Annotated in this window: 23 protein-coding genes; all 23 read right to left on the reverse strand. The window is 61.1% G+C overall.

Features of this window, described 5'->3' with window-relative positions:
* The 23 genes from ACWKV9_RS04930 to ACWKV9_RS05040 all read right to left on the reverse strand — a co-directional run bounded on the left by ACWKV9_RS04930 (position 1) and on the right by ACWKV9_RS05040 (position 16,813).
* A complete protein-coding gene (locus tag ACWKV9_RS04930; protein WP_483834969.1) occupies positions 1-951 on the reverse strand; it encodes a hypothetical protein in 951 nt (316 codons plus the stop codon).
* Complete coding sequence (locus tag ACWKV9_RS04935; protein WP_483834970.1) at positions 939-1,634, reverse strand: hypothetical protein; 696 nt, start codon at positions 1,632-1,634, stop codon at positions 939-941. The genes ACWKV9_RS04930 and ACWKV9_RS04935 overlap by 13 nt, the downstream gene beginning before the upstream one ends.
* Positions 1,631-2,176 (reverse strand): baseplate complex protein, encoded by a 546-nt coding sequence (locus ACWKV9_RS04940; RefSeq protein WP_483834971.1) that lies wholly within the window; start codon positions 2,174-2,176, stop codon positions 1,631-1,633. The genes ACWKV9_RS04935 and ACWKV9_RS04940 overlap by 4 nt, the downstream gene beginning before the upstream one ends.
* Positions 2,173-3,093, reverse strand: a complete 921-nt coding sequence (locus tag ACWKV9_RS04945) for a hypothetical protein (RefSeq protein WP_483834972.1) — start codon at positions 3,091-3,093, stop codon at positions 2,173-2,175. The genes ACWKV9_RS04940 and ACWKV9_RS04945 overlap by 4 nt, the downstream gene beginning before the upstream one ends.
* Positions 3,094-3,136: 43 nt before the next feature.
* Positions 3,137-4,678 carry a phage tail-collar fiber domain-containing protein gene (locus ACWKV9_RS04950; protein ID WP_483834973.1) on the reverse strand — a complete coding sequence of 514 codons (1,542 nt, stop codon included), beginning with the start codon at positions 4,676-4,678 and terminating at the stop codon, positions 3,137-3,139.
* Entirely contained in the window at positions 4,668-5,279 is a 612-nt protein-coding gene (locus ACWKV9_RS04955; RefSeq protein WP_483834974.1) for a phage tail protein, read from the reverse strand. Before ACWKV9_RS04955 ends, ACWKV9_RS04950 begins: the two co-directional genes overlap by 11 nt.
* Positions 5,272-6,444 carry a baseplate J/gp47 family protein gene (locus ACWKV9_RS04960; protein ID WP_483834975.1) on the reverse strand — a complete coding sequence of 391 codons (1,173 nt, stop codon included), beginning with the start codon at positions 6,442-6,444 and terminating at the stop codon, positions 5,272-5,274. The genes ACWKV9_RS04955 and ACWKV9_RS04960 overlap by 8 nt, the downstream gene beginning before the upstream one ends.
* Positions 6,441-6,758, reverse strand: coding sequence for a DUF2590 family protein (locus ACWKV9_RS04965; protein WP_483834976.1), 318 nt, complete (start codon positions 6,756-6,758; stop codon positions 6,441-6,443). The genes ACWKV9_RS04960 and ACWKV9_RS04965 overlap by 4 nt, the downstream gene beginning before the upstream one ends.
* Positions 6,755-8,830 (reverse strand): phage tail tape measure protein, encoded by a 2,076-nt coding sequence (locus ACWKV9_RS04970; RefSeq protein ID WP_483834977.1) that lies wholly within the window; start codon positions 8,828-8,830, stop codon positions 6,755-6,757. The genes ACWKV9_RS04965 and ACWKV9_RS04970 overlap by 4 nt, the downstream gene beginning before the upstream one ends.
* 6 nt (positions 8,831-8,836) lie before the next feature.
* Positions 8,837-8,980 (reverse strand): DUF6890 family protein, encoded by a 144-nt coding sequence (locus tag ACWKV9_RS04975; RefSeq protein WP_483835388.1) that lies wholly within the window; start codon positions 8,978-8,980, stop codon positions 8,837-8,839.
* 20 nt (positions 8,981-9,000) lie between these two features.
* On the reverse strand, positions 9,001-9,291 hold the full coding sequence (locus ACWKV9_RS04980; RefSeq protein WP_483834978.1) for a putative phage tail assembly chaperone: 291 nt from the start codon (positions 9,289-9,291) through the stop codon (positions 9,001-9,003).
* Complete coding sequence (locus ACWKV9_RS04985; protein ID WP_483834979.1) at positions 9,288-9,803, reverse strand: lysis protein; 516 nt, start codon at positions 9,801-9,803, stop codon at positions 9,288-9,290. Before ACWKV9_RS04985 ends, ACWKV9_RS04980 begins: the two co-directional genes overlap by 4 nt.
* Entirely contained in the window at positions 9,800-10,324 is a 525-nt protein-coding gene (locus ACWKV9_RS04990; RefSeq protein ID WP_483834980.1) for a lysozyme, read from the reverse strand. The genes ACWKV9_RS04985 and ACWKV9_RS04990 overlap by 4 nt, the downstream gene beginning before the upstream one ends.
* Positions 10,321-10,647 (reverse strand): hypothetical protein, encoded by a 327-nt coding sequence (locus tag ACWKV9_RS04995; protein WP_483834981.1) that lies wholly within the window; start codon positions 10,645-10,647, stop codon positions 10,321-10,323. Before ACWKV9_RS04995 ends, ACWKV9_RS04990 begins: the two co-directional genes overlap by 4 nt.
* A complete protein-coding gene (locus ACWKV9_RS05000) occupies positions 10,647-10,856 on the reverse strand; it encodes a TraR/DksA C4-type zinc finger protein (protein WP_483834982.1) in 210 nt (69 codons plus the stop codon). Before ACWKV9_RS05000 ends, ACWKV9_RS04995 begins: the two co-directional genes overlap by 1 nt.
* The gene (locus ACWKV9_RS05005; RefSeq protein ID WP_483834983.1) at positions 10,856-11,308 is read right to left on the reverse strand and encodes a phage protein; all 453 of its coding nucleotides are present in this window, start codon (positions 11,306-11,308) and stop codon (positions 10,856-10,858) included. The genes ACWKV9_RS05000 and ACWKV9_RS05005 overlap by 1 nt, the downstream gene beginning before the upstream one ends.
* A 4-nt stretch (positions 11,309-11,312) precedes the next feature.
* Positions 11,313-12,428: a DUF2586 domain-containing protein gene (locus tag ACWKV9_RS05010; protein ID WP_483834984.1), complete on the reverse strand. Its 1,116-nt coding sequence runs from the start codon at positions 12,426-12,428 to the stop codon at positions 11,313-11,315.
* 11 nt (positions 12,429-12,439) lie between these two features.
* On the reverse strand, positions 12,440-13,120 hold the full coding sequence (locus ACWKV9_RS05015) for a phage virion morphogenesis family protein (protein WP_483834985.1): 681 nt from the start codon (positions 13,118-13,120) through the stop codon (positions 12,440-12,442).
* A complete protein-coding gene (locus ACWKV9_RS05020; protein WP_483834986.1) occupies positions 13,110-13,550 on the reverse strand; it encodes a phage tail protein in 441 nt (146 codons plus the stop codon). Before ACWKV9_RS05020 ends, ACWKV9_RS05015 begins: the two co-directional genes overlap by 11 nt.
* Positions 13,547-14,008 carry a head completion/stabilization protein gene (locus tag ACWKV9_RS05025; RefSeq protein WP_483834987.1) on the reverse strand — a complete coding sequence of 154 codons (462 nt, stop codon included), beginning with the start codon at positions 14,006-14,008 and terminating at the stop codon, positions 13,547-13,549. The genes ACWKV9_RS05020 and ACWKV9_RS05025 overlap by 4 nt, the downstream gene beginning before the upstream one ends.
* Positions 14,009-14,109: 101 nt before the next feature.
* Positions 14,110-14,859: a phage terminase small subunit gene (gpM, locus tag ACWKV9_RS05030; RefSeq protein ID WP_483834988.1), complete on the reverse strand. Its 750-nt coding sequence runs from the start codon at positions 14,857-14,859 to the stop codon at positions 14,110-14,112.
* The gene (locus ACWKV9_RS05035; RefSeq protein WP_483834989.1) at positions 14,856-15,878 is read right to left on the reverse strand and encodes a phage major capsid protein, P2 family; all 1,023 of its coding nucleotides are present in this window, start codon (positions 15,876-15,878) and stop codon (positions 14,856-14,858) included. The genes gpM and ACWKV9_RS05035 overlap by 4 nt, the downstream gene beginning before the upstream one ends.
* Positions 15,878-16,813: a GPO family capsid scaffolding protein gene (locus tag ACWKV9_RS05040; protein ID WP_483834990.1), complete on the reverse strand. Its 936-nt coding sequence runs from the start codon at positions 16,811-16,813 to the stop codon at positions 15,878-15,880. Before ACWKV9_RS05040 ends, ACWKV9_RS05035 begins: the two co-directional genes overlap by 1 nt.
* Between the last annotated feature and the right edge of the window lie 15 nt (positions 16,814-16,828).

The following is a 16,828-nucleotide window of genomic DNA, read 5'->3' on the forward strand; positions in this document are numbered from 1 at the left end:
TCATGCTCCCGTGATGGGCTTTAGTTGCCCGAAAAGTAGTGCGCCGGTACCGGCGTGTGCGGCGAAACTGGCCGCATTGGTTGGCACCGGGCTTGGGCCGTGCGTATGGCCCGTCAGGTCGGTGTTGGTCTGGATGACCAGGTCAATCAGATCGCACAGCACCTGCAGCACGTTCACGCCATCGGAACCAAGCCATGTTTGGCTGGCGATGCTGCGACGAGCGCCTTTGACGCGCTCGAGCAGATCTCCCCCGACCGCGCTGTTGGAATCTCGGCCTACGGCCACGTTCTTGTCGCGGCCGGTGGCCAGATGTAGGTCATCGATGGCGGCGAGGCTGCTGGATCCGGCCGACAACAACTTGAGTGCGCCCAGCGCCTCGATCTTCTTGATCCCACCCACTGTTTCCGTGGAGTGGTTGTCGATCTCGACGCTGCTGGTTTGGTGCTTCTCTGCGTTGTTTAGGCTGCGGATCTCGCGATCAATCGAATCATCCTTAATGGCCCCGTCGGTCTGGCGCAGCCAGTTGCCATCGGCGTCCACCCGCTGCTGTGCGGCTTCGCTGTGCTGCCACACCTGGTCACCTTTGGGCACCTTGGGCAGGCTCAGGCCGTGCGGCAGGATCGTTTGGATGAAGGGTTTGCTGGGTATGCCGTAGGCGAAACTGACCACGACGGTGGTGCCTTCGGCCGGGAACGCGAAAAACCCCATCTCATCCCCGCCCATGGGCATGGGCAGCGGCACGCCTGCCAGAATCGGCAGGTCGGTGTCCGGCTCGCCGTTGGGGCCCAGAACCTCGACATCAACCGCAAAGCGCGGACGAAAGTCGTCGCATAGGCCTGCACCTGCCGGCGCATCGGCGATACCGACGACGCGGCCAAAGCGCGGCAGGTGATAGCCCCCGGTCAGTTCCGGGAACTGGCGCTCCACACTGCGACGAATTACTTCTTCCATTGGATCGCCATTTGGTTGCCGGCCAGACTCACTTTCGTGATCCGTTCACCGTTGTTGATGGTTGCACCAGGGCGCAGCCCGGGCAGAGCTGCCACTACAGCGCTCTGATTGCCCTGGTAATCGTCGAATAGTTCGGTGGGCAGCTGCAGTGCGGCGCGCGCTCCAAAAAAGCTGTCCGTCCAACTGCCTACGAACACCTGGCCATCGCCCTGTTGTTGCCAGATGAAGTCCGGAATGCTGAACACCTTCGCCAAGCTGTCCATGGCCTGGAACCCAGCGGCCAGGCTGTAGAAGAACGGTGCTTTTACTTTGGCGTAGGCCTGGTCTGGTACTAGAAACCTGAGCCCGGTTTTCTGGCTGATCTCGCCCAGTACGGTACGCAGATCCACATGTCTCAAGTTCATGGGCAGCGGCGCTGCCAGGATTGAGGCCAGCTCGCGCGCGAAAACGACCTGCTCGAGGGCGTTCGACGGTGTGCAGCGTTCGACGTAGCCAATGAAGTGACGCTGCAACGTGCTGTCGTTGTAGCCGATGTCGAGCGTGACCAGACCGGACACAACGACTGATGACTGGATCGTTAGCAGCGCGCGCCCCGGGTTGCGGATCTCAAGCCGCACATCGTCTTTCACCAGGGGATAGACCGTCCCGCCAATGGTCAGCACTTTGTTGAGCTTCATGCTCATGATCCGCTCCCCAGGTAATCGTCGACGCGCTTCAATACCGCTTCGAAGCCAGTCAATTCGCTACCCGTGCCGCCGCTGCCGGCGCCGGTACCGGTACCGCCAACTGACTCACCAGTGCCGCCTTGCTGGTTGACGGATTTTGCTGCTCTACGACTTTCTACCCGCTCAGGATTGGAAAGCTTTTCGCTCAGGGTGAACTGGATCCGCCATGCGCTCAGAGTGTCGTCTTCACGGGCGCTCACGCCCTCGGCAAAAGTCACCTGACGAATACCAAACGCCGCTGCAGTGTCACTGACGACCCGATAGGTTTTGAGCTGGCCGCCGGCTTCGGTCGCTTCGGCCAGGCTCATCAATGAGCGCAGCTGCGACTCGTCGACGTAAGGAATCATCAGGGCCACTGTCAGCGTCTTGGGTTTGAACCCCATGTGCGCTTTCTCGGTGCTGCTCGTCTGTCCGGACAGATCATCCGATTCGATCCGCAGGTTCGCCGTGACCTTGATGCCTTTCCCGCGTACTTGTTGGCCATCGAGCAGAAGTGTCATAGACCGATCAACTCCCGAACAAAGCCCAGCCCGGGCAGGGACGCGACCAGCATCACACCTGCACACAATGGCCATTCATGACCAGGTGAATCGCCCTCGAGCAGCTGCCGACTCAATTCGGCGGCATTGCCCGGTCCGATCAGCCGAGCCTTGATGGTGCTGCTTTCAGAGCTGTCGGCCAGTTGGGCCTTGAGGTCGGTCAGCGACTGAGTCAGCGATTGCGTCTGTTCGGCCTTCCGGCTGGCCAGCGCCGTCAGGTCGCCCAGTGGCGTGCTGTCGGCGTAGCTCTCCAGTGCAGCCAATTGGCCGGACATGGCTTGGCCCGCCACCTTGGTGATGGTGCAGCGGTCCAGCGGTAATTTGTCCCACAGCGGCAACATACCGGCGGTCGGCAGCTCCCACTTGTCCGCGTCCAGATCGAAAAGCTGCTGGGCGCGCCGCTCGGCCCGCTGCAGATCCTTCATTGGCAACAAGGTATTGAAGGTTTCCAGGGTGCTTGCAAGCTGGTCGTAACGGGTGCCCAGGAACATCAGCACCAGGGCATATTGCGAATCTCCCGGTCGCTTGTCGTCGCTGCTGTCCTCAAGCTTGGTCGCCATGTGCTGCAGCAGGTTAGGAGCTGACAGGTAGCGCTGATAACCGACGCCCTGCCCTACACCGCTTTGAAACGGTGTCACCACCAGACACAGCGGCGGCTCGCCCAAGGCACCGGCCAGTGCTGCGCGGCCGGCTGCGACCGCTTGCATGGCAGCGGCGCCGACTGGCCCGGGAGACGTGGTGGCAAGCGAAGCCAGCGCGGCCACCCGTTCGCCCGTGGTGGTCAGCTCCAGACCGGCCAGCCCTTGGGCGTTAGCCAGATCGCCCAGCCATTGGGTGGCCTGCTCGGGCCAGACCATTTTCACGGGGGCCCAGGTCATTGGTCACACTCGGCGCGCTGATAGAAGGTTTCCATGCCGGGCCTCAGTACTTGATACAGGCAAGGAACGCGATGTTGCGCGACCGGGCTTCGGTTCCACCGGACGATTGCACTGTCACGGTGTGGGTGTGATCTGGCGCAGTGTCCGTCTCCAGCACCTGTAGCCCCTGCTCGATCTCGTCCCCCAAAACAGCATCCAGACTGTCGGAAGCCTGAGGCACCAGGTCGCGCGGCACGTTAAGTGTGTGTTTGTGCGCGCCTGCCGAACCAGTAGTGGCTGTGTGGACGTGCTGACGGTTCTGGCTGTCCTGAAAGCTGCCCAGGACTCGGCCAGCATCAATGCCGCGACCGTCATCCAGTGAGCGCAGAAATTCACCTCGAACCTCTGGCAGGTTGAATGTAGTGGCCCCGTCACCGATCCCGTAGGAGACGCCAATGCGGTCGAATAGCGCCGCGTAGGTACTGCGCGACACGGCCGCCCCGTTCGCCTTTAGCCAACCGGTGGGCGGTGCAGCGATCGGGAACATCGCAATCATGCCGGTCATGGTGCTCGCGATGGCGTTGATACTGCTCAGGAGGCTGGCCAGTGCCTTGGTCGTCGCCAGAATGTTGCTGCTGTTCGTCGCGGGGTCGTCGCTCTTGGCGTTGGGAAGCTGATCAAGGCCCACGTCGCCCTTGGTCGTGGAACGGGCGCGCAGCCCCGCATAATCGCCATCCCTGGCGGCGAAGTACTCAACCAGCGCAGCGGTGATGGGCTGACTGGCGCGCAGGTCGGTGATGACGCCGGTGGCGATCACTCGGGCCAGCGGCTCGACGTAATGCTGGTGCCCGTTCTCGTCCAGGTAGTCGGTTTTTGTGGTCCCGAATACCACTGTCCAGCCGGCGACGACGTCGCTTCCCACGTGAGCCAGATAGACGTCGAGCCAAGCGGTGGCCGGCACCACCGGGAGTTGCACCAGGGCCGATTCGTCCAGAGCCACACGGATGCCTTCGATGTAGGCCATCCCGGCTTTGAGCTGGTAGAGGCCCAGGGCGTTGCGCTCCAGCTGCAGGCTGTCTTTGAAGAAACAGGCACGCCCGTAGACGTCCCGATTGCTCACGCGCTCGCGCTCATCGATGCCGGTCAGGCGAACGGTGAAGTCGTGCTGCCAGGTGCTTGCGTCGACCACCAGACCGGTCAGTGCCTGGGCCCCACTGAACTCCACCAGGAAGTTGCGGGTGATGTTGTTCCCGATCTGCAGCGGCGGAATGTTGCGGCGCTTCTGCTGGATCGGCACATAGGCAACGGCCAGCAGCACGTTCTCGGCAGTTTCCAGGCCGATCCAGTTGAAATCCCAGTCACCGATATCGGAGCCAACCATCAGGCTGTAGATCACTTGCCGAGGGCTGACATAGCCTTTGCGGTTCACGTCAGCCGTATAGACGATCTGGGCAGCTGGGGGCTTGAGGCCGGCACGGTCGACCGCAGCGTTCGGATTCAGCCCAGGCACGTAGGCCAAGACAAACCGGGCAACGTCCAGGACCTGCTGAGCAGCTTGCTTCTGGGCAATGAGGCTCTCGCCGGCAAGGGTAATGCTAGCTCCCATGGGTGCTCCTAAAGGGGTCGTTCAAAATGGTCATAAGCACCTGGTCATTGATCACGACCATGTTGCTGGTGGCTTCGTCCAGGCTCGCGATCAGGGTTTGCTGGTCGTCGTTGAAGTCCGCAATGCGGATGCTCAGAGTTACCGGGGTGATGGTCACGAAGTCGTAGCGGCGGCACGTGCGGCCGTATTGCTGCATCAGCACGCGCAGCAGCACGGGGTTTTCGGCCAGTTGGCTGTCGGAGAGGTGCAACAGGATGATGTCCCAATCCATCCCGTCGACCCGTTCTTCAAGCTCAACGTAGCCAACGCCCAAGCGCTGAAAGATGCGCACCATGCCCGCGGTGCTGCCCGCGTCGACCGCGTTGATAAAGGCGTACTTCACTCGAAGGCGATAAAGCTGCTCTGACTCGCCGTGAAAGCGCTGGATATCGCGCTGCCAGGCCAGCAGGTCGAGCACGGTGATGTGGCAGGTTTCCGCATCCAGCTGCAGCAGCGGCCAGCGCAGCCAGCCTTCGGCCTTCTCCCAATACGACTGTGCAGCCGCCTTGAGCTTGGTCAGCTCGGTGCCGTCCAGCCAGAAAGGCAGACTTAACTTAAGCAAGGGTCACCTCGAGGCCAGCCAGCCGAGGGATGTTTAGTTCGGAAATGATGTCGTCAGTGGTGAACTTCAGCGAGTCGATACCAGGGAACTGCAGGTGAAGTTCTTCCGCCAGGCGGCTGAATGAAAACCGGGATTGCGGGTAGGTCAGGGTCGGCTGGTAGTCGGTGGCTGTGCTCTCGCGGAAAGCCGCGCGAATGTACAGCTGGATATCAGATTTGAGCGCTGGCCACCGCTCGGACCCGACCGACGCCTTGGGCCATACGGTCAGCTGCACCTGGTGCTGAGTTTCGGGCATCTGCATCACCACCAGGTCATCGCCGTGGCCGTGGTTACCCTCGTCGCGGATATACGAGTTGATTTGCGCCAGGTACGTGTCGGCGGGCGAATCCGCTTCGAACAAGACAAAGGCGTTGGCCGTACCAGGTCCGCGCGGGGCGCCGTGCTCAAAATAAACGCCGTCCGCCTGGACGCCCGGGAAGGCGGCGATCATGGCGCGGTACACGGCATCGGTATGCCACTGGTTGACCGCTGAAAACTGGTTGCGAGTGCGCAGGCGCAGGTCGTCATTACTTTCCACATCCGCCCCGGGCACGCTCAACCAGCCATCGGCATTGACGACCTGAATCACCCCGGGCACAGGCTCGGGAAGAATCGAAAAATAGCCTGGTGCAAGATTGAATCCGCTGCCCGCTTCTGTCGCCGTGGCGGGGACCAATACCTGGGATTTGCCATCCTCAAAGCTGGTGGCCACCGTCGTCACCAGGACGTAAACATTGCCGTTGATGGCGATCGACTGAATACGGGTACCGGCCGGTACCGCCATGACGCCGGCGACGGCGCTGCGCGTGAACAGCAGTAAGCCTTCTGCCTTGGTCGCGGGTTTACGGGTGACGTTGACTTGCCAGGCCAGCATGTCGAGCCAGGCATCCACAGCCGTCTTGACGAAGAAATTCGGGAGCACCGTCAGGGCGATAAAGTCGATCAGCCACATCACCGGCTTGGTGACCAACGCGGTCACTACGCGCCAGAAAGGTGACCAGGAACTGGTGTTGCTCAGTTTGCTGCCCTGAGCGACCACCTCAGCCTCCCACGCAGCGCGCAGTTTGGCTTCGGTTGTAGGAACGCCGGCATCGCTCAGCGCCTGTTTAAAATCAACATCACTCACAGGACTACCTCGATAGATCCAAATTCAACGGTCTTGGCCGTCACCAGGTACTGCCCCAGTCCTTGCTTGATGAAACGGGTGGTGCCGGGAACCAGACGCACGTCGGTCTCAACGAGCAGCTCCAGTTGCTGGATGCAGTCGGCCTGACGGAAGCGGTTTCGTTCGGCAACTAGCGTCACCAGCAGGCCGCTATCACGGATCATGTGCGCGATGTCTTGGGCGATGCAGGCACGGTCGTAGATCGGCAGCGGCTGGTTCGAGGCGTCCAGGGTCAGGTCGTTGTTGGTGATCAGCAGATCGATATAGATGCTCATCCGCCCACCGCCATGCTCACCATTGATTCCAGCTCGAGCGGGCTCATCGGTTTGGCGGTGTGGATCTCCACCTTGTCCACGCGTATGCCCTTGTCGTTGCTCTGGTTGGTAGTGTTCTGGATGCTGCGCATCAGCCCGCCCTGGGGCACTGCGGTTGGGCGGATGGGGGAAATGCTGGCGGTACCCGTTCCCATGCGTTGACGGGTCTGTTCGGCCTGATCAGCCAGCTGCGCCGAGATTCCGGACTGCTCGGTAACCGGAGGCATCAGCCTCGGGCCGGTACCGGGCTCAATTCCCCGGATCGGCTTAGGCATACCCGCCACAGCAGGATCGACCGCAACGCCTGGCATCTTGGGCATTTGGCCAAACGTGGCATCAATCTCGACGCCCGGGATCTTGTTCAACATCTCGATCAGGCCACTGATCGCGCTCCTGAAGATGGCAACGATGCCGTCCCAGGCCGCCCTGGCCATGTCACCCCATCCGCCCATCGAGCCAAACCAGTCCGACAGGCTCTGCAGCTGTTGGGAGATCCACTGAAATGCTGCTGTATTCATCAGCGCAGCGGTCCATTGGTCCCAATAGATAACGGCGGCAACGACCAGGGCGGTCAGGGCCAGAATGCCGGCAATGATCAGCAACACCGGGTTGGCCAACATAGCGGCGTTGACCAGCCAGATCGCGCCCTGCCACAGCAACATGGCTCCACGAACCAAGCCCATCCAGGTGTACATCGCGACCATCCCGATCACGAAGCCGGCGATCATGACGGTGTGGTACAGGAACATGGCGATGCTGCGAAAACCCGTCCAGGTCAGCACCTTCCAGATTGTCACCAGGGACAACCAAACCATCTTGCTCATGCCGACGGTGAACGTCAGCGCCGCCATGGCGAATGTCAGGCTGAGAATCACCAGGACAACAAGGCCCAGCAGCCGGGTGATATTTGGAAACAGCTGGCTCCAGCGGGTCAGGGTCGACGCAATGCCCACCAGCTTGTCCATCAGCGGGGTAAGCATCGGAATAAGAGCCTGTCCGAAAGCAATGCGCAGCGCCTGGACAGCGGCGCCAAACTGTTGCCAGGGGTCGACCATGGCCTTGGCCATCTTCTCGGCGCTTTCCAGGCCCCGCACCTTGCCCAGCTGCTCCAGGCCGTTTTTGAAGCGATCGGTGTCCTTGGCCAGCGCGTTGATCACCCGCGCACCTTCGTTGCCAAACGCTTCAGTTAACTTGGCGCCGGCGGCGGCGCTGGTGAGATCCCCGAACTTGCCTTCCAGCTTCGTCAGAATGTCTGCCATAGGCAGCAACTGGCCGTTCTGCTGGGTGAATTTGATCTTGAGCTTGTCGGACGCTGCGCCGATGTTCTCGAAAAACGACTTGTACAGTCCGCCAGCATCGCCGCCTTCCATGGTGCTGCTGAGCGTGCCCAGCACCGCGAACTGTTCCGCGATATCGATCCCGGCAGTGGTCGCGACCTGGCCTACTTCCTTGAAGGCATCTTTGAGCTGGGAACCGTTGGTACGGAACAGCTGGGCCGCCAAAGCAGTCTGGCCGCCAAGTCGCTCGACCCATTGGGTTTTGCCCATCGAGTCGGCCGAGGTTTTGAACAGGTTGTACATGGTGCCGACGTAATCACTCATGGTCTCCGCGTCGGACCTGGTCGCCTTGGCCAACAGGTTGCTGGTGTTGGTGAACATCGCCAGCTGGTCACCGGTCAGCCCTCGGATCGCACCCGAAATGCTGTAGGCGGACTCAACGAACTGGTCGGCGTTCGCCGCGTAGTTCACGGAAAACTCAAGGGCCTTGCTGTTGAGCGCATCCAGCGCGTCTTCTGCCACGCCCAGCGATCGCACCTGGCCCAGCGCACGATTCATCTCAAGCGCCGGTTCCAGGGACTCGGTGATGGCCACGCCCGAACCCACCATGCCAGCCAGGCCCGCGCCCATCTTTACGATGTTCTGCTGTCCCTGGGTGGCCAGGTCGGTAAAGCTGGTTTTCACCTTGCCCAAAGGGGCGCTGACCTTGTCGGTCAGGCTGAGAATGAAAGCCAGGCGTGCGGAGCGGTCAGCCATAAAGTCCTATCCGTTGAATGCGTGAGCGATGCCGTTGGCAACCGCGATCTCGTTACGCCGCCAGTACTCGTCCTCCAACCACTTGGCGGTGCCCATGTTCTCGATCGACAGATCCAGACCGGGCAACCACCGATAGGTCAGGGCTACCAGTTGGCCCAGGGCGTTTTCGTTCAGGCTGTCAGCGTGTCCGAGGACTTTTTTACGATGATGTCAACGTTCGGCGAGTACTCCTCGAGCAGTGCGCCCGCGAGTTCCATGGTGGTCACCGGGTTGGCCAGGAACGGTTTGAGATCCGCGCGTTGGTCCTGCAGGACGGTGTTGACCAGCAGGTTGTTGGCCGGCGCGACCTTGTTGTTCTGGGTGGTCGAATTGAAGTACTTGGTCACGTCCGCAGGGGTCATGCGGAAAGTGAATTCCTGGGTGCCGACTTCCAGGGTGATGTCGCGGTTTACTTCGCTCATTGGGTCTTTTCCAGTGTTTTAGGGGTTGGAGCGGATGCCGGCGATCGTTGAACCACCTGGCGTATGTAGTCCTGCAGGCCGAGGATCATTTGCTTGCTGAGGGCGAGCTGATCTCGGAGGGTGAAATAATCCGGTCGAGCGTCTGCTGCGAGTTCGGCGGTGCCTGCATCAGCCACGCCGGCGGCGCTGGTATCGGTATGTCCAGCGGGGACGGCGCAGGTGGCACGGATGAGCAGCCGCTTACGGCCAGCGTCAACATCGCGCCGCAAAAGATCGTTTTGATCGCGTTCATCTTTCAGTTCCTGGGTGTGTTTCAGGTCGATAGCGTCACGTTCTGCCAGCATCTCGCCGGAGATAGCTGCGGCCTGCAGCAAGCCATCGCGCTCAGCGGCCACGTCGCCCAGATCCCGGCGCGCGGTGTCACGCTGATCGGCCACGTAATCAAAAAGGACGTAGGCCGCCAGACTGGCCAGCAGTACGAACAAGGCGAGACGCAGCGGTGAGATCGTCATTTCACACACAGCTCGGCTTCTGCCAGGCGCCGGTTGTGCAGCCCTGGGATAAGGATTTTTCGCCCCTTGGCGTCGGTGATAAACGCCCACACCGGAGTGCCGTCGGGCGCCCAAGCGAGTGCATTGCAACCATCGGCGATACGCCCGGCGTTGATCAGCCCAACTGCACGGCTGGAGCAGGTCGCCGCCACGCCGAAGTTGTGGGAGTGACTGGAAAGCGCATCGAAGGTGTTCTGTCCGACGCGCTGGTTGGTCAGGCATTCGGCCAGGGCCAACTGACCTTTCTTGATCACCAGCTGCTCCACCTCGGCGCAGCGTGCGTCTGACCAAAAGTCACCCACGACCACGGCATATGGGCTGGTATGAGGGGTAATGCCCTTGCACACCGTTGGCAGGCCGCGAGCCAGCTTGTCGGCATAAACAACGTTCTGACCGTTGCCCTCCCACGTGCCCAGGAACGCAGTCAGCGTCCCACTGGCCAACACGATCGCGCCGGCGGCAATCCTGCCGCGCAGGCTCATGGGAACCACACTCGCATCAGTGCTGGGACAGCCATCTGCAGGCCAGCACCGACGATCGTGAGGATGGTCAGCAACTTGGCTACCTTCGCGCCGATATCGGTCACAGCAACGGTCAATTTCGCCTGGCCGGCATTTAAGGCCGTCAATTGCCCTGCCAAATTTTCAAACTGCTGTTCAAGCTTTGTAACGCGGGTAGGCACCGACTCCTGTCGGTTTTCCATCGTGCCTAAGCGGTACTGGATCAAAATCACATCGCTCTCGATCCTGCCCAGGCGAGTGAGATCGTTGCCTGGCTCAGGCGGGAGCTGCAGAGTCGTCGACATCAGCGATTTCCTTGCTCATGAATGGACTGACACGGCACGCAACGCAGGATCCCGCCCAGCGCCTGGCGCTGTTCCGGGATCTCGCTATCGCAGTCCATGCAGTGGGTCCGGCTCGGCCCGGAAGGCCGCGAGCGGGCGAGCTGGGCCGCAATGGCCTGGTCGCGTTGCCGCTGCTCCAGCACCTGGGCACGATCGAACCAGTCGACCATCAGCTCAGGCCTTCGATTTCAGTGGCGTCCAGATACGGCACACCGTTGATTTTCACGAAGTCAGGGCTGGTGACGTCGAACGGGATCTTGTGCTTGTTCTTCTCCGCGCCCTTGGGATCGATGCTGAGCAGGCTGGACAGACGCAACTTGCAGGCGAAGGCCTCAATGCGCAGTTCCTCCTCGCCTGCCTTGGCGAAGAACACGATGTCGAATGGCTCCAGCGCGCGGAAGCTGCCGGCGGTCTTTGCAGCCTCGATCAACAGGTTGAAGTTGGTGGTGTCCAGCTCAATCTCGCCGGCGGCCGCCACGTCGCCATCAACGTGCCCGTCAGGCACGCCCTTGGTTTGCGCCACGGCGGTGTTGTCGGTGATGTCCAGGGTGCAGCTTTCGACGTGAACCTTGAGATCACCCAGGTTCACGTCGAAGTTCTTGCCGCCAATCTTTGCTGACATGGGGTTACTCCGTGACGTCGGTCGAAAGGTCCAGCGCGATGTTCGCGGTCAGGTCTTTCGGGCAGTTGAGGGGGCGGCACTTGATGTAGGCGACCACGGCGGTTTTGCTCGTCCAGGTCAGGACAATGTCGCCATCCTTCGGCTGCTCGATCTCGCCCGGGAATACCGCGCCGCCAAAGGTCGTCGACTTGGCCATGGCACGCAGGGGTGCCATAAGCGCGTTGATGGCCACGGCCATGCTGTTTGCGCTGTTGTTCAAGCGGCGATCGGCCACGCGGCTGATCAGTAACGGGCGGATCTGGCGAGCGGCCTTGTCGATCACGCGCAGGTACTCGATCACCTGGAAGTCACTGGCCGGCGCATCGAGCATGTTGCCGTCGCCCCAGAACACGCCCGGGTAATCCGGATAGGTCTGGCTGACCGAGAAGCGGGCTGCATCGAGCGCGGCACGTGTTGCCGACTGCAGGGGAATCGCGTCTTTGTCTTTCGGGATGGGGCCCAGTCCGAGCAAAGGACCGGTGGCCACGCGCATTGGGCTGTCTGCGATGCTCACAGCCGCATTGGCCAGGCGACCGGCCAACACGCCCAGGTCATTGCCATGCAGCTGGGGCACGACGAGCACACGCGGTGCCAACAGATCCAGAGTGATCGCGCGCTGTTCGGCCAGATAAGCCGCCCAGGTCTGCGTAGGTTCGATACCGGCAGTGGCTGCCATCACAAACACGCGCCGGCCATAGGTGTTGCTCAGTTCAATGGCAGCGTCGTGCATGTCCGACAGCTCGTCGCCCGCCTCGACCGGGCTGGTGATGACTACGCCTTCGACGGAATAGCCTTGCTGCTGGACCTTCTCCAGCGCTGCATACCAGCCGGTGTCCGCAGCGATCGGGGCGGCCAGGCAGGCCCAGCGATCGCCACCGTTCAGTTGGGCAGCAGTGATCTGGGTTTTCAGGTCGCTTACCGCAGCACCGAGCTGAACATCCAGATCGCTGTCGGTGTTCAAGGAAAGAATCGATCCGACGTTGGTTGCGCCGACGCCGATGAATAGGAGATAGCGTTCAACCGCCGTCACAGCGCCTTGGCTGAGATTGAGATTGTTAACGCTGACTTTGCCGAGTGCCATGCAGTGCCTCGCTAGCGGGGTGAATTAAGGATTTGTTGCAGCACCAGGTTCACCAGCGCGCTGGTTTCTGATTCAGTGCCAGGGCCGAGGAACTGACGTTTTGGCAGGGTGATATCCCAGCTTTGCGCACCAGATGACTCGGATTGTTCGTCGTCCAGAATGCGGATCAGCAGACCCGCCTTGGCGTAGTTCACATGCTCTTTAATCCACGCCACGGATGGGCGTGTAAGGGTCTTTTTGCCCGCCTGACGGGTCTTGAAACCCAGTCGACGCAGGCGCTTGGCTTGCTTCTCTGTCGCGGCCAGCCCGACCGGAACCCGATTCCACTGGCGCATCTGGGCGGCAGTTCGGCGCTCGGAAACACCGTTGTGCTGCTGCGAAGCAACCCAGCGGGTCAGCGCGTTGCGCCATCCCAGCTCGGCCTCGTTGGCACTCAGGCGGGTCACGTCGAGCAACTTGCCCAGGCCGGACTCCATTTTCTTTTTGCCCTTGGACGATCCTTTGCGCGGGGCGAAGGGCGTTCCGTCCAGGTTCTGCTGGGTGCTGACACGCTTGCGGCTGATGCTGCGCACGCGCTTGCTCACGTTGTTCAGCAATCGCCGGCGCAACTTGGGAGGCAGTTCGAGCAGTGCCAGCAGCTGTTCGGCGTCAGCCAGGCCGCGAATGTCGAGGTCGAAGTTGTTACGGGGCATTGGCCACCTCGCCTGCTTCCGCAACCCACAGCTCGAACGGCACAAATGACCAGGTCTTTCCAAAGGCCTTGATTTCGCCGGCTGGATCTTCGGACAGGTACTGCGGCTCGGTGAACTGCAGCTTGATATCCACGTCCGCCAGGTCGTCATCGAGCATGGTGATGTCGAACACCGTGGCCGGCAGGCCGTCGCGGTCCTCGTCGTGAGTCTCCAGCCAGCTGCCGACCAGGGCCATCAGACGCCCCGGGTGATCGGCGAAGCGCTCCAGCACGATCGTGGCGCTGTAATTCATGTCGCCCATGTGCATGCCGGCTTCGTCGTCTTTCCAGATCAATTCCAGCTGCACCTGGTCCGTCCAGCTGTCGAGCTGTTCCGGGGTCACCAGCTGGCGTTCGATGAGGTAGGCCGTCAAAGCCTGCAGCTTGATCACAGCAGCTTCGCCGTGATGCGGCCACGGCCCTGCAGCGAGCGAACAGCGGCTTGGCTAAAGGCGAGAAAGGTTTCCGATCGTTCTGGCAGTTCCTTGCCGGTGTTCTCGGCGCTTTCGCGGCGGGTCACGGTGGCGAACTGGGTCAGCAGACTGGCCTTGGCGCGGCAATACACGGCGCGCTTATACGTCGCTGCTTGAAATGTGCGTTCCGGCAGCACCATAGGGTCAGCCGTTTCCAACGTAGTGACGCCACCGGACTGCCAGCGGCTTTTGCACTTGGCCAGGTCAGTGTTCACCTCGACCATGGCCATGGTCAGATCAGCGGCCAGCATCTCGCCCAGGTATTCCGCCGGCAGGCGGTAACCCTTCTGGAATTCAGCAACAGACAGGTCCGGCCAGAAGCCGTCGTTGTCGATCGCCTGATCCACGAATGTGGTGGGTTTACCTGAAAAGCTCATTGCTGGGCGCTCGAATAGGAGCAGGGAAGCTGTTGGCGGTGGGTCGACGGCCATAAATGGCTGACTCACTCCCACAGTTCCCCGCTGGGGGGGGTAGTCGGTTATTCGGAGCCGTTGCCGGCGGTTTGTGCTGCCAGGGCCTCCGCGTCGGCCAATGCCTTCGCTTTTTCCAAAGCCTTGCGGGCTCCGTTCAGCCGGGTCTCAACCTTGATGCCCGGGAACAGCGCTTCAGCTCGTTCGAAGTGTTTGATGGCGACAGCAAAGTCCCGATTGTCCAAGGCGACGATTCCGAGGATCCGGTAGTACCGGGCCGGAATTCGCTCGAACAACTTCCATTCGCCGTCGACCAGCGGGAGCATGTTGGAGACGTATGGTTCGAAGCTGCGGCCGGCCTTCTGCTCGGCCTCGGCCCAGTCGATCACCTCGTCAGCAACAAAGGTCTGCACGTTGCGCTTGAAGCGTTCCGGCAGTTCCTGCTCCTGCCGCATTGCCACGCGGGCCAGCTCCAGTCCTTCCGTGAACTGGGCGGTGTCAAACAGCCAGACCAGGACCTGCATCATTACCGGGTTCTGGAAAACCAATTCCGAATCAAGATAGCGCTGCACGTACTCCTGGTATTTGGGCAGCAGCTCGTCACGCTTGAGCTGCTGACGCAGTTCGCGGCTGTCGATCGCACTGACACGCTCCAGATCGATGTTCATGGCATCGACCATCAGCATCAGGTGCTTCTTGGCGTTGGCTGGGCTGTTGAGTGCGTTGGCGGCCGAGTAGACCACCGCAGCGGCACTGGCGCCGCCGGCCGCAGGACCTTGGGCAATCAAGCGGCGCTTATGCGCCAGTGCCAGGCTCACGCGGTCACCAGTTCGACGTTTTCGATCATCGCGAACTTCTCGAGCTGCTCGATCACATAGCCTTCGTTACGGCTGTTGAAATCTTCAACGCGGGAGCGCTTCGGGTTGTCGATGGTTTGCTTGCGCCAGCTGGAGTCCTGGAAGTACAGCGACAGGTTGTCGAAGCTGGTCACTACCACGGCGTTGACCGGGAAGAACGGCACGCTGTGACTCGGCAGACCGCCGTAGGTGGCGATCACCTGGGCGTCTTCAATGCGTTCCTTCTCGGTAGGCACATCGCCCTGCTTGGCGTACAGCTTGGCTTTGTCAGCCGCCAGCAGGTCGGTGCCGATGATTGCGATGAGGTCACCGCCATCGCGCAGACGCTCGTCGACCAGTTGCTTGGCGTCATGAACCAGGGCGTCAAGGTTGGCGTAGTCGCCACCCACACCGAGGGTCACTTTGCCGTCAACTGCGCCTTCGCTGAGCACCTGTTCCGGGATCTGCTCACGGGCGATCTGCAGCCAGCCTTTGTTCACGTCCTGCAGCATCGGGTACGTGGCAATGTTGGTCTGCGGGGCAACGTGGGTGCCATGGAAGCCGACCATGATGCGATCGAGCGCAATCTGTTTCTGCACGGCGGCGGAATAACGCTGGTGGAAGTCGGGAAACTTCGCCCAGGCGTCGATTTTCGCGTACGGCAGGCCTACATCGGACTCGGTAGACGACAGCTCATAGGTGCTGTCATCCAGCGCCGACGCATCCTTAGCCACGCGATCGGTGGTGCTGGTGTTGGTGCGGCTGGTGACTGGGCCGGAAACGCCCAGGAATACCTTTTGACCTTTGATCTCGGACACGCCGATGACGTTGATGCGCTGCAGGAAGTCTGACTTGGCAGTGATCGCCTCGTTCAGCTCCTGGGCAATCGATGGCTCAACGCTGAACATGCGGCGCGACAGGTCGACGCCGTAGCTTTCAGCAATCGCCACCTGCAGTTCGGCGTACATCTTCGCGCCGTGGTTGCTAAGGGAATGAGCCATCAGAGCACCCGCTTTTTGATTGAGTCACCCGCGCCAGTTACAGGCGGAATCACGCGGCCTTTGGGATTGTCCAGCAGAGCGCTGAACTGTTGTTCCAGGCGAGCCTGACCGGCGACGAGCGCCGACAGGACCGAACTGGTCTCGCCTTTTTTGCGCTTGAACTCGCGCTCTTCTTCGGCGGTGGTGACGATGGCGTCTACTGCAGAAGTAACGTCATCGATCGGAGCCTGTTCAGGCTCGGGCGCGTCTTCTGCAGCTGGCTCAATCACTGCCTGAATGCCGGCAGCGACAACAAGCAATTGCGCCATCAGGGCTTTCAACGCCGTGGCTGTAGCTTCATCCATTGGGGTTTTGCTCTCGGTGGGGGGTGTCGTTGGGGTGTCGGTTGGCTGGTCAGCAACGGCAAAGTGTTTGACCAAGCGCGAAACCAGGCTTGCCAGAAGGCCGATCTCGCCGGCGGGTTCGGCCTCAACCAGCACACCCAGCGGCACAGCTGCTGCGAAATGCGCGGGCTTGTTGGTGGCGCGGGAGAAATAGAGTTCCTGGGTGCCCAGGCTGGCCGGCGAATCGGTGACAGCCAGGCCAGATAGATAGGCCTTGCCGCTGTTCGCGAAGTTGGGGGTGATCTCGATGCTGGTGAACAGCTTCTCGCCCTGGTCATTGAGTGCCAGCAGCTTGTCGTTGGGCTTCAATTGGGCTTCCAGAGCAACCTGGCCAGCCTCAAGGCCTTCAACGTCTTCAGCCAGGCGCACGGCAAACACGGTGCCGTAGGAACCTGACCAGCGATCGTGCTCACACCAGATCACAGCCGTATACTTGGCCGTGCTGTAGGTTTCAGCGATATCGCGCAGTTCCTGGGGAAGGATCTCGCGGCCATCGGCGGTAATGCCGCTGGTGGCGACACGTTTCCAGAATGAAACAAGGGAACGGGGCATGGGCGTTAACTGCGC

Source organism: Pseudomonas corni (assembly GCF_057128765.1).

Bases quoted from the DNA above. Each gene is read 5' to 3' on its own strand.
- ACWKV9_RS05035 (WP_483834989.1), bottom strand. From the start codon at position 15,878: ATGGCTCATTCCCTTAGCAACCACGGCGCGAAGATGTACGCCGAACTG.
- ACWKV9_RS04990 (WP_483834980.1), bottom strand. From the start codon at position 10,324: ATGAGCCTGCGCGGCAGGATTGCCGCCGGCGCGATCGTGTTGGCCAGT.
- ACWKV9_RS04970 (WP_483834977.1), bottom strand. From the start codon at position 8,830: ATGGCTGACCGCTCCGCACGCCTGGCTTTCATTCTCAGCCTGACCGAC.
- ACWKV9_RS04995 (WP_483834981.1), bottom strand. From the start codon at position 10,647: ATGTCGACGACTCTGCAGCTCCCGCCTGAGCCAGGCAACGATCTCACT.
- ACWKV9_RS05025 (WP_483834987.1), bottom strand. From the start codon at position 14,008: ATGAGCTTTTCAGGTAAACCCACCACATTCGTGGATCAGGCGATCGAC.
- ACWKV9_RS04930 (WP_483834969.1), bottom strand. From the start codon at position 951: ATGGAAGAAGTAATTCGTCGCAGTGTGGAGCGCCAGTTCCCGGAACTG.
- ACWKV9_RS04950 (WP_483834973.1), bottom strand. From the start codon at position 4,678: ATGGGAGCTAGCATTACCCTTGCCGGCGAGAGCCTCATTGCCCAGAAG.
- ACWKV9_RS05000 (WP_483834982.1), bottom strand. From the start codon at position 10,856: ATGGTCGACTGGTTCGATCGTGCCCAGGTGCTGGAGCAGCGGCAACGC.
- ACWKV9_RS04935 (WP_483834970.1), bottom strand. From the start codon at position 1,634: ATGAGCATGAAGCTCAACAAAGTGCTGACCATTGGCGGGACGGTCTAT.
- ACWKV9_RS04940 (WP_483834971.1), bottom strand. From the start codon at position 2,176: ATGACACTTCTGCTCGATGGCCAACAAGTACGCGGGAAAGGCATCAAG.
- ACWKV9_RS04965 (WP_483834976.1), bottom strand. From the start codon at position 6,758: ATGAGCATCTATATCGATCTGCTGATCACCAACAACGACCTGACCCTG.
- ACWKV9_RS05005 (WP_483834983.1), bottom strand. From the start codon at position 11,308: ATGTCAGCAAAGATTGGCGGCAAGAACTTCGACGTGAACCTGGGTGAT.
- ACWKV9_RS05010 (WP_483834984.1), bottom strand. From the start codon at position 12,428: ATGGCACTCGGCAAAGTCAGCGTTAACAATCTCAATCTCAGCCAAGGC.
- ACWKV9_RS04980 (WP_483834978.1), bottom strand. From the start codon at position 9,291: ATGAGCGAAGTAAACCGCGACATCACCCTGGAAGTCGGCACCCAGGAA.
- ACWKV9_RS04945 (WP_483834972.1), bottom strand. From the start codon at position 3,093: ATGACCTGGGCCCCCGTGAAAATGGTCTGGCCCGAGCAGGCCACCCAA.
- ACWKV9_RS05015 (WP_483834985.1), bottom strand. From the start codon at position 13,120: ATGCCCCGTAACAACTTCGACCTCGACATTCGCGGCCTGGCTGACGCC.
- ACWKV9_RS05040 (WP_483834990.1), bottom strand. From the start codon at position 16,813: ATGCCCCGTTCCCTTGTTTCATTCTGGAAACGTGTCGCCACCAGCGGC.
- ACWKV9_RS04985 (WP_483834979.1), bottom strand. From the start codon at position 9,803: ATGACGATCTCACCGCTGCGTCTCGCCTTGTTCGTACTGCTGGCCAGT.